This window comes from Leptospira perdikensis, from assembly GCF_004769575.1.
Lineage (GTDB): Bacteria > Spirochaetota > Leptospiria > Leptospirales > Leptospiraceae > Leptospira_A > Leptospira_A perdikensis.
In genome coordinates, this window is record NZ_RQGA01000014.1 from 610,302 (window position 1) to 621,334 (window position 11,033).

Annotated in this window: 10 protein-coding genes and 1 tRNA gene; 7 read left to right on the forward strand and 4 right to left on the reverse strand. The window is 39.8% G+C overall.

All coding sequences use genetic code 11. From position 1 onward, the window contains the following. Positions 1 to 33: 33 nt before the first annotated feature. Complete coding sequence (locus tag EHQ49_RS15690; RefSeq protein WP_135580571.1) at positions 34 to 807, forward strand: AraC family transcriptional regulator; 774 nt, start codon at positions 34 to 36, stop codon at positions 805 to 807. 221 nt (positions 808 to 1,028) lie between these two features. On the opposite strand, the gene EHQ49_RS15695 is transcribed toward EHQ49_RS15690, so the two are convergent. From EHQ49_RS15695 to EHQ49_RS15705, 3 genes are all read right to left on the reverse strand, one after another. Continuing rightward, on the reverse strand, positions 1,029 to 1,568 hold the full coding sequence (locus EHQ49_RS15695; protein WP_135580572.1) for an Mpo1 family 2-hydroxy fatty acid dioxygenase: 540 nt from the start codon (positions 1,566 to 1,568) through the stop codon (positions 1,029 to 1,031). Positions 1,569 to 1,660: 92 nt separating this feature from the next. Then, positions 1,661 to 3,385: a 4-alpha-glucanotransferase gene (locus EHQ49_RS15700; protein WP_135580573.1), complete on the reverse strand. Its 1,725-nt coding sequence runs from the start codon at positions 3,383 to 3,385 to the stop codon at positions 1,661 to 1,663. A gap of 5 nt (positions 3,386 to 3,390) precedes the next feature. Beyond that, positions 3,391 to 4,455 (reverse strand): class I fructose-bisphosphate aldolase, encoded by a 1,065-nt coding sequence (locus tag EHQ49_RS15705; protein ID WP_135580574.1) that lies wholly within the window; start codon positions 4,453 to 4,455, stop codon positions 3,391 to 3,393. Positions 4,456 to 4,583: 128 nt separating this feature from the next. On the opposite strand from EHQ49_RS15705, the gene EHQ49_RS15710 reads away from it, so the two are divergent. From EHQ49_RS15710 to EHQ49_RS15720, 3 genes are read left to right on the forward strand one after another with little or no spacing between them, the layout of a single operon-like run. After that, a complete protein-coding gene (locus EHQ49_RS15710; protein ID WP_135580575.1) occupies positions 4,584 to 5,447 on the forward strand; it encodes a sensor histidine kinase in 864 nt (287 codons plus the stop codon). Next, positions 5,444 to 6,127 carry a response regulator transcription factor gene (locus tag EHQ49_RS15715; RefSeq protein ID WP_135580576.1) on the forward strand — a complete coding sequence of 228 codons (684 nt, stop codon included), beginning with the start codon at positions 5,444 to 5,446 and terminating at the stop codon, positions 6,125 to 6,127. Before EHQ49_RS15710 ends, EHQ49_RS15715 begins: the two co-directional genes overlap by 4 nt. 46 nt (positions 6,128 to 6,173) lie before the next feature. Next, positions 6,174 to 6,905: a hypothetical protein gene (locus EHQ49_RS15720; RefSeq protein WP_135580577.1), complete on the forward strand. Its 732-nt coding sequence runs from the start codon at positions 6,174 to 6,176 to the stop codon at positions 6,903 to 6,905. On the opposite strand, the gene EHQ49_RS15725 is transcribed toward EHQ49_RS15720, so the two are convergent. Further along, positions 6,902 to 8,641: a PP2C family protein-serine/threonine phosphatase gene (locus EHQ49_RS15725; RefSeq protein WP_135580578.1), complete on the reverse strand. Its 1,740-nt coding sequence runs from the start codon at positions 8,639 to 8,641 to the stop codon at positions 6,902 to 6,904. The genes EHQ49_RS15720 and EHQ49_RS15725 overlap by 4 nt on opposite strands. Before the next feature lie 361 nt (positions 8,642 to 9,002). On the opposite strand from EHQ49_RS15725, the gene glnA reads away from it, so the two are divergent. The 3 genes from glnA (at position 9,003) to EHQ49_RS15740 (ending at position 10,964) form a co-directional block, all read left to right on the forward strand. Continuing rightward, positions 9,003 to 10,463, forward strand: a complete 1,461-nt coding sequence (gene glnA, locus EHQ49_RS15730; protein ID WP_135580579.1) for a type I glutamate--ammonia ligase — start codon at positions 9,003 to 9,005, stop codon at positions 10,461 to 10,463. 114 nt (positions 10,464 to 10,577) lie between these two features. Continuing rightward, positions 10,578 to 10,654: transfer RNA gene (locus EHQ49_RS15735), tRNA-Met, on the forward strand. Positions 10,655 to 10,673: 19 nt separating this feature from the next. Further along, positions 10,674 to 10,964 (forward strand): Cys-rich protein, encoded by a 291-nt coding sequence (locus tag EHQ49_RS15740; protein WP_135580580.1) that lies wholly within the window; start codon positions 10,674 to 10,676, stop codon positions 10,962 to 10,964. The last annotated feature ends 69 nt before the right edge of the window (positions 10,965 to 11,033 follow it).

Genomic DNA, 11,033 nt, shown 5'->3' on the forward strand with positions numbered 1-11,033 from the left:
TTTTAGAATGGTTCTTTAAAGTTTTTTTAGTGTATGGATTCTAAAAGAAAAGGAAGTCTTTTTTATTTTGGTGAACGGATTCTCCTAGGTACTGCTGGGATCGTAACAGAACCACATTCTCATTATGCCGTCTCCATCTTAGTATCTCTCCGTGGATCTTTTCACCTATATACCAATCCAAACAAAGTGATTGAATCTGATGGGATCATCATCCCTCCCAACTACTACCATCGATTGGATGGATCAAACTCAGAAATGTTAATCATTCAATTGGATCCTAAATCAGATGAATACAAAAGGATTGAGATGGATGTATCTCCCAAAACCATTGAACCAGAGATCAGGACAAAAATTCAGGAACTCGCCGATCCTTTGTTTGGTGAATCTCTTAATTGTGAATCAGCTCGTTCCATCTACAATCAGATTCTTTCTCTACTTGGATCCAAAACAATTCCCAAAAAGTATGATGAACGAATCGAAATGGCGATCCAAAAAATCAAAGAACAAATTCCAAATCCAGTAACTCTCGCAGAACTCTCGGAGATCTCGGGAATTTCTACCGATCGGTTTATGCATTTGTTTAAAGACAATATGGGAATTCCGCTGAGACAATACTTATTATGGCAACGCCTTCACATTGCCGCAAAACTTTTACAAGGTGGCGAAAATCTAACAACGGCATCGCATGCAGCGGGATTTAGCGACCAGGCTCATTTATCAAGGACGTTTAAAAAAATGTTTGGGGTAAAACCTTCTTTATTTTTGGGAGGCCAATCTTTAAATAAGGTATGTTTTTGTGAAAATTGAATTTGAAAACGAAGGTTTGAATCAAAATCGGTTTTTCGGTTTTCGTTTTTAATTTTGAGTGGATCTAAAAACTGATCAGTAAAAAAAAATTTATGATCGAATCCGAATCTGGCTAGTCGATGCGGATCCTAAAACTGGAGTGGGATCGCAAAGTAGATATTGTTTGTGTATTTCTATCAATCTCTTCTACTTTACGATCTTTCCTTAAGGGGAAAAAAGTTTTAAGCGTGTTTATGGGAAAAGTCTTTCCAAACACCTTTTTGTTTCAATTCCGCTTCCACGGCTGCTTTTAAATCCAATCGATAACCTAACTCAAAGAAAACATCTGCTACCACAAATAGAGGTGCGGATACTAAAGCTTGGAAAAGGTTGTCGAAAAGTGCCGGACGACTTTTTTCAAAAACAAAATGCCCATAGAATTGAGCACCCCATCCAATCACCTGTCCTAATCCAAATATAGTCCACGCAGTGGTTGCCGGTAGTTGTGTTGTGATCCATTCGGAGGTTAGATAAAGCCCTCCAAAAACGAGAGTCGCTACAAAAGCAAACAATACATCCAAAGTGTAGTAATAACCAAGGACGGCCAAGGTAAACACAAGTGAGGCAGACACGTTAAAACCATTGTATTCAAAAAGACTAAAACGGCTTAACACAACAAACAAAGTGAAGGTGATTGTGGGAACACCGAGCACATGAACCAAAACATTACGTTTTTCCTGATGGTAAGCGGAATAAAACGCCATTTCTTTTGCAAATCTCAAGGGAGACCTCCGGGGGTGTAAAGGTCTATCCTACCAGAAACCAGTACTCTTGACTTGAACGAACCTGTCACAATTGTAAAAATTCTAAAAAATTACGAATTTCGCCCCGAATCCAGAAGGAGTTTCCGGAGAGTCAAATTCCGTTTGAAGTCGGAAGCAAAGTCTTCCATGAGAATTGGGAACCGGTAGGTCCAATTGGAATGGTCAGTCGTCCCAGGCAGGTTGATGCGGTGGTTCTCAGGGTTTTCCAAAACACTAGGAACTCCCAGTGCCAAATCCTGAAACAATTGGATGGAAAAAAGACTACTCGTTCCAAACACAAATTCGAGAAGTCCAAGAAGGATATCCTCATCCGTTTCCGGCCTTGGTTTTTTCAAACGATCAAAGAAAAATTGGAGTTTGGATTCAGGGTCTCCTTCGTTTTTCCACCAATCAAGCGCCAAACTCGTGTCATGTGTAGATAAAACAGAAATGGCATTTTCCCTATAGGATTCTTCGGGTATGAACTCACCCGTAGTAAAGGATTTGGTCCAACGAACCACATCAATGCCAATCATCTGACGTTCGAATAAAGATTCTCTGATAAAAGAGGGAACTGATCCCAAATCTTCGGCACAAGGAATCATCGAAGAAAAGGATTCGAATATTTCTAATATCTTTTCGCCAGACTCTCTCCAATGTTTTTCCTCTTCTTTGATATGTAGCTCTGACAAAGGATAGAGTTTGGTTTTGGTTTCCTCCGCAAGCTCTTGGTATGCGGCTTCTTTCCAAAAATCCCAATAGAAAATATAATGATTAGGACTGAATTCATGGATAAGGTTGAGAGATTCAAATGGTTTTGGATCCAATCCTTCTTTCATAAATTCTTCTTTTGTGATTCCGAATTGAGGGTGGAACCAACCCCGGAGGGCCGTACTATCTTCTTCTGGGATAGCCCAAATCCGATACATTCCAATCACATGGTCAATGCGATAGAGATGAAAAAAATGTTCTAAATACGACAAACGCTCTTTCCACCAGGAGTAGTTTGATTTTTCTAATACTTCCCAGTTAAGGACTGGAAATCCCCAAGTTTGCCCAGTTTTCGAAAAATCATCCGGTGGTGCACCGGCTTGCAAATCCATAATAAAATATTCTGGATGTTCCCAAACATCACAGGAATTTCGGGAAGTGAGGATTGGCATATCACCCTTTAGATACACACCTGAATCTTCAAAATGGACTTTTACTTCAGATAACTGGTCAAAGGCGATTTTCTGTAAATACACCCAAAAGAAAGCATCCTCTCTTCGTTTGGAAAATATATATTCTTTGGCAAGATTTGGATCCAAAAATTCTTTTGGCCATTTCCACCAACCCTTACCTTCAAACTCTTCATACAGTAATCGGAATGCTGCATAGGAATAACACCAAGGATGTTTTTCCAAAAAGTAAGCAGCCTCACTCATGGCCTCTTTTTGATTTTCTAAATAATGTTTTCGAATGATTTCTAATTTTAAATTACGAATGCGATTGGGATGGTTTTGGAGAAATTTTATCTCACGTTTGCGAGACTTTGTATTTATGTTTAATTTGTATAAGGATATATAAAGGGGATCAATCGCAAAAGCAGAGATGGCACTATACGGTGAGTAGCCGAAACCCGTGTCGTTTAAGGGTAATAATTGGATGATGCTAAAACCCACATCCTTTGCCCAATCGCAAAGTGGGTATAAACTATAAATGTCACCACATTCAAAGGAATGTTCAGAAACAATCGAGGGCAGAGATACAAGCACCCCTGCCCTTCTTTTGTTTACATTTTCAAAAAATTCCAAGTCGATTAAGCGACTGTGACTTCTTTCGATAGGTATACGTCTTGGATGGCGTTGAGTAATGCAACCCCTTCCTTCATTGGTTTTTGGAAAGCCTTTCTTCCAGAAATGAGACCCATTCCACCAGCACGTTTGTTGATCACGGCAGTTTTGATCGCATCTTGTAAGTCATTTTCTCCAGAAGCTCCACCAGAGTTGATGAGTCCTGCTCTTCCCATATAACAATTTGCTACTTGGTAACGAGTGAGGTCAATTGGGTGGTCAGAAGTAAGATCTGTGTAGATACGTTTGTCTGTTTTACCGTAAGAAGATTCTTGGTTTAACACATTGTATCCACCATTATTCTCAGGTAACTTTTGTTTGATGATATCCGCTTGGATGGTCACACCTAAGTGGTTTGCTTGTCCTGTTAAGTCAGCAGAAACATGATAATCTTTATCTTTTTTGAAAGCATTGTTTCTAACATAACACCAAAGGATGGTTGCCATTCCTAGTTCATGAGCCATTTGAAAGATTTTAGAAATCTCAACGATTTCACGACCCGAATCAGCAGAACCAAAATAAATAGTAGCACCGATCGCAACACAACCTTGGTCGTAAGCTTGTTTCACAGTAGCGAAAAGAATTTGTTCACTTTTGTTTGGATACGTAAGGAGTTCGTTGTGGTTGATCTTCAAAATGAAAGGAATTTTGTGTGCATACTTTCTAGCAACCGATCCAAGAACACCAAGAGTTGTCGCAACACCGTTACAACCACCTTCGATAGCCAATTTGATGATGTTTTCCCCATCAAAGTAAATAGGGTTTTTTGCAAAAGAAGCACCAGCGGAGTGTTCAATTCCTTGGTCTACCGGCAGGATGGAAACATATCCAGTTCCGCCGAGGCGGCCGCTTCCAAGTAAGGTTTGGATGCTACGAAGAACAGGGATTGACCTGTCTGTGGGAGCAAAAATTCTATCAACCCAGTCAGAGCCAGGTACGTGGATTAGTTCTTTAGCGATTTTAGGTGATTTGAATCCAAGGAGGGATTCCGCGTCGTTTCCAAGATGTTTCGAGATTTCGTCGAAGTTCAAAGTTGTTCTCCTAAAAAATAAATTCTCGGGTTCATCCAATGTGACAACATCTTTTTTTGCTCGTCGTCCATCCGCTTGGCCCTAACTTGAATTGAGAGGCAAATTTGAGAGGATCCGCACAATTTCGAATGTTTTTTTCCCTGGCCTGGCTCTTCCTCACACTCTCTTTAGGTGTGTGGTGGTGGATTTTGGGGTTTCGCCAAGCAAAAACCATATCAGAAATTTCTATCAGTGAAGCAAGGCAAGTGGAACTGAACCGAGTGAATCGGATGTTGCAATTGGAAGGATCTTTTTTTCTTTCTATGTTAACTCTCGGTGGAGTGACCCTTGCTGTTTTATCCTACAGAGACCACAAACGTTCCAAACTCATTTCTGATTTTTTTTCCACTGTCACTCACGAAATGAAAACTCCTATTGCCAGCTTACAGTTGCAAATCGAAGTTTTATTAGAAGATACAAAACATCCTGAACTCAAAAGAAAATTAGAAAAAATTTGGAAAGAAAACCAACGGATTGAATCCCAAATGGGGAATGCTTTTTATCTCGCAAGCCTGATGCAAGGGGAATCCTTGTATCTGGAATCACTTACCATTTCTGATTTATGTGAATCCTATTCCCATCATGAACCCGACCTCCATTGGAATGTTTTGGTTCCAAAAGAAACTAAAGTTTATATTGATAAAAAGGCATTTTTTGCGATGTTAAAAAATTTAAGTGAGAATGCAAAACGCCATGGAAAGGCAAAAACAACCAAACTCACAGTCGCAAAAGAAAACAACCAAGTTACCTTCCTTTTAGAGGACGATGGAGCCGGTTTTGCCGGGAATAAAAAAAATCTCACTCTTCCATTTTTACGACATTCAAAAACAAGTGGGAGTGGAATTGGTTTGTATATCGTCAAAAAATTAATCGAAAAAATGAAAGGTTCCCTGGAATTTCCGAACAGTTCGTACGGTTTTCAAGTGAAACTGATTCTAAAAGAGGTTCCATGAAACCAAGAATTTTACTCGTCGAAGATGACGAGGGTCTCGGTGAAACTTTAAAAGAACGACTGGAACAAGACCGGTATCGAGTCCAATGGGCCAAAACAGTTTCTGAAGCAGAAACGTTATTTTCCCCGAACCAATTTGATTTAATCGTCCTCGACTTACGACTTCCCGATGGAAACGGATTCCAACTAGCGGAACTCTTTTTATCCAAAGAAAAAGACATTCCCTTTTTATTCCTCACAGCTCAAGCCGGAGCCCAGGAAAGGCTTCGTGGATTTGAACTAGGGGCTGCTGAATTCATTCCCAAACCCTTCCACTTAAAAGAATTTCTCATTCGTTTGGAAAGGGTGGTCGCCCAAACTCGTCCTCATTTTGGCCAAAAATGGAAAATGGGCCAAGTGGAAATCCACTTGGATTCCTTCCTTGTGAAAAAAGAAGACGGATCCTCGGTTTTACTTTCCAAACGCGACTGTGCCCTCCTTGCCCTCCTACTTTCGGATGTGAGAAAAGTCTTTAGTCGTTCAGAAATTTTAGACAATATTGTGGGTGAAGAAAGTTTTCCCACGGAAAGAACCATAGACAATGCCATTGTCCGGCTTCGGGATGCTCTGGGGGAAGAATCCATCCGCAATGTGCGCGGGGTCGGTTACCAGTGGGTGGCAGAAGTGATTCCGCTAAAATAACCCTCAGCAGTTGGGGAATCCGGGAATTTCGCCGATACTTTTAGAAATGAAACAAGGATTGTTAATTTCTATTCTACTCTTCCTATCCTTGTTTTCGCATTCTCTCGGTGCCTGGGAAACGGATATCGATTACAACTATGAATACGAGAAAAATGGTCCCTATACCAAATTTTCGGATTGGGTTCCATACAAACTTCATAAATGGGAACCCAAATATTTGGAAGACTTTTATGAGTTATACAACCTTAAACAACATTATAACGATAACGAAATTAGAAAAAATATCTATTGGTTAAAAATTGCTTTGGGAAAACGGTTCCGTCACCCCAAACATTCCTTATGTGAAACCAAAACAGAAAAAGAATATTACAAATATCGTAATTTGATGTTTATGCATATCAATATCCAGATCATGCGTTCTTATATGCGACTTGCCTCTAAATTTGATAAACGTCACGTTTACTTTTATAATTTAGATTTTGCCCATGAACTAAAAGAAAGTTTTGGTGTGGCAGAAGCCTTCTATAAAGAAGCCATTCCTTATTGGGAAAAAGCAAAAGAATATGCGGACAAAGCCAATGAAGTACCTGTTGATTTGGATTTAGGGACCATTGAAACAGAACGTTATGAAATTGTGACAGGAAAATTAGACTTTGGGCATATCATCGAAAACCATCTGGATAGACTCGATGGAAAAAAGAAAATTGTATCGGAATATTTGGCAAAGTATCCAGAAGCGGATGCCAAAGCCCTTGACCTCGCAGACAGAGAAAACTAAAATTCCATAAGAAGTACAGCGATATCATCATGAATGATTCGTTCTTTATCGATCAAACAGTTTGCTATCATTTTTTTGAGTAAGGTATCGGAACTATCGGAAACCGAAATCATTTCAGAAAGTTCCTGTAAAAAGATATCAAGGCCGATATAACCACCACTCTCTTCTTCTAGTTCATAGATCCCATCAGAATACAAAAGTAATCTGTCACCAGGTTCAAATGTTTTAGAAATCGTACGCCCTTGCCATACATCAAGGAGTAGAATTGGATACATTTCATCTTTTACGAGTTTCATCACTCGTTCGTTTTCTTTCCAAAATACAACAGGTGGATGGCCTGCAAAACTAAACTCCACCCTTCTTTCTTTTGGAAAAATCCTGAGGACACAAGCAGAGATATGGTGTTTGAAAATGATTGTTTTTAACTCCAAATGCATGGAAGCCAAAATACTAGCAGGGGACGATTCTAATTTGGAATGTTTTTTAAAAGAAACCGCTGCAATTCCAGAAACCAAAGCGGAGGATATTCCATGTCCCGAGATATCACCAAAAAAAATATCAATACAATCTTCCGTTGGTTTTTCATATAAAATCAGATCTCCCCCAATTTCATCATAAGGCAAAAATCGAGATTGGATTTTAATATTCGGAATCTCTCCAAAATCTTTGGCAACCCAAGCTTCTTGGGTTAGTTTTGCAAGAGCCAAATCCTCTTTCACATCAGAATAAAATCTTTGTAAGATTTTTTCCTTTTTCATCAGTTTGATTTCGTTTTTAGCCCGCACCAACCCTTGCGAAACAAATCCTGCAATCAAACCTAACAGTTGTTTCGTTTCCTCTGACCAATTGCCAATCCTTTCAAAAGTAGTAATCCCAAGAATCCCGATGACACTTCCCTCATCTCGTAAACCTACAACAAGGATGGAACGAACTTCTGCCCTTTTGAAAAGATCCAAATGCCAAGGTTCATCCACCATAAGAGAAGTATCGGCAATGTGAATCACACCGTCAGAAGCAAGAATTCCCAATCGTTCAGGATTCATCTTCGCGATGGGAAGTTTGGTTCCCACTTGGAATAAAGAAGGCATCCCTTCAAGAACCCATTCGTGTGAGACAGAGAGAAATTGTTTATCTGGTGAGATTTCTGCGACGAACACTCGATCTGCTCGAGAATATTTACCGAGTTCCTCTAAGGCAAATTGGATGGCATCGGAAACAAACTCAGCTTTGGAATGAACAAAGGTTTTCGAAACTTCAGTTACAATTTGGGAAAACCGCAATAGACCAGAAAGTTTGACTTCCGATTCCCGGATGGAAGAAATTTCAATTTGTTGGCCCCAAATCCGAACAAGGTGTCCATCTTCTATTTGGCCATGGGAGTTCATTAAAAAAATTCGTTGGTGTCCGTCTGACAACTCTACTATGTATTCGTAATTTTCTAATTGGTAAAAGTCAGCGATGAACTTACGGAGTAAAAATACACTTTTAAGACTAACTAAGTCTTTGAGATACTTACCGATGATATCACTTGCGGTTTGGTATCCGTAAAACCGAGCCATTGCCAAATTACAATCTCTGACAACACTATGACTCCAAATGTATTCCATCTGCCCCTCTTCTGAAAGGTTGATGGGCATAGGCAGGTCTAACTCGTAACACCAAATGGCATCTTTGGAAAGGTGGATGAAACTCTCTAAATGTTGGTAACGACCATAATCCGGCTTTCGAGAACTCATCTAGATTCTAACCTCTAAAATTCTTCGGCCATTGCCACAAAAAAAACATATTTATTCGCCATTCCGAAAATTTTCCGAAATCTACTCGAAAAATAGCCGATTCCGTTGACCAAATCAGCCCATTTATAGATAGTATTTCGAAATGGCGGAAGCTTAAATTGAGCATTTTTGCTCATAATTTAAGCAAAAGGTTTCCGTTACATGCAATTCGTGTAAGATAAAGGCATGAGATTTAATTCAAATTGCTTAGAAACTCCACGAAACCCTTATATTTAGGTCGAAATGCCTTGGTATAAATCTTGCATTTAATGAGACATCAGATTACAACAATCAGACCGACCTCTGAAAGAAGGAGAATCAAATGCAGTTCGCAACCCCAAAATTTACTTCCGGAAAGGAAGTGGTTGAGTATGCCAAAAAAAATGGAGTCATTTTCTACGACTTCCGCTTCACGGATATCAAAGGAATGTGGCATCACGTTTCGTATTATGTGAATTCAGTTGATGAAGAAACATTCAAAGGAATTCCTTTTGATGGATCTTCCATTGCACGTTGGCAGCCAATCAATGCTTCCGACATGCAACTACACCCAGAAATTTCTACGGCTTTTTTAGACCCGTTTACTGCAGACAAAACTCTTGTTATGTTTTGCGATGTATGGGACATCTATAAAAAACAATACTATGAAAAATGCCCACGTTCCATTGCGAAAAAAGCATTAGAGTTTATGAACAAATCCGGAATTGCAGACACTGCTTATTTCGGTCCAGAAAATGAATTCTTTGTTTTTGACAGTCTACGTGTTCGCGATGAAATTAACTGCCAATACTACGAATTAGATTCTAACGAAGGAATCTGGAACACACATTCTGAAATTCCAGGAACAAGCAATACAGGAAAAATCAACTTCAACTCCGGACACCGTCCAGGAACTAAAGGTGGATATTTCCCAGTAGCTCCTATTGACTCTCAAGTGGATCTCCGTGCTGAATTCGTAAAAACTCTAGAAGCAATCGGAATGGAAACTTTCGTAGTTCACCACGAAGTAGCACAAGCACAAGGGGAAATTGGTGTAAAGTTTGGTACTTTGATTGAAGCTGCAGACAACGTTCAAAAGCTAAAATACATCGTTAAGATGGTAGCTCATAAACACGGAAAAACTGCTACTTTTATGCCAAAACCACTTTTTGGTGATAACGGTAACGGTATGCACGTTCATATCTCCCTCTGGAAAGGTGGAAAAAACCTTTTTGCTGGAGACAAATACCAAGGTCTTTCCGACTTCGCATTCAACTATGTTGGTGGAGTTTTGAAATATGCTAGAGCTTGTGCAGCGTTCACTAACGCATCTACGAACTCTTACAAACGACTCATTCCTGGATTCGAAGCTCCATCCATTCTAGCATACTCTGCTCAGAACCGTTCCGCTTCTTGCCGTATTCCTTTTGTTAGCGGTGAAAAAGCGAAACGTGTGGAATTCCGATTTCCAGATTCAACGGCTAACCCATATTTGGCGTTCGCATCGTTACTTATGGCTGGTATGGCTGGTGTCGCTGAAAAAATCGATCCAGGTCCTGCACGTGAAGAAGATCTTTTTGAACTTTCATTGGATGAAATCCGTGAAAAAGGAATTCGCCAAATGCCTCACACACTTCGTGAAGCAATGGAAGAAATGCTTGCTCAAAGAGAAATTTTCAAACAAGGGGATGTGTTTACAGAAAACTTTCTACAAACATACCAACACTACAAGTTTGAAACAGAAATTTGGCCATGGGAAGGTCGCCCTCACCCATACGAATTCCTCACTACTTACTCTTGCTAAGAGAAAAAGCCCCGGCAAACAGTCGGGGCTTTTTTTTGTTTACCATTCTTTATCTCTTCAAAAAATGACAAAAGAACTAAAGATTTAGTTCAACCAAACGATCTAAGGTTACAGGGCGAGGTAGCTCAGATGGTTAGAGCACAGGATTCATAACCCTGAGGTCACGGGTTCGACTCCCGTCTTCGCTACCAAAGATCGAGAGGACAAGGTATGAAAAAAACAAACCGTTTCTTTTCAATTCTGGTTCTGGTATTATTTGCCGGATCCATTCAAGCAGCTGACTTTCCTAAATGTAAAGAGGCCTGCGATAAGTTTTACACTTGTTCGGTACAAGTAAACCCTACTGCTACAGAAGAACAAAAAGCAACACTCAAACGTGGTTGTGAGTTCAATTGCAACCGTCCCAAATACTACAACAAAATTGCGAGTTGCCTCACTGGCGGTGATACTTGCAAAGCTTTCTCTACTTGCATTATGAAAGAAATGCAAGCCAACAAATAAAAGAACCTACACTGCTATAGAACAAAAACAGAAAGTAAGAGCCGGTCATCTGGCTCTTATTGTATTTGT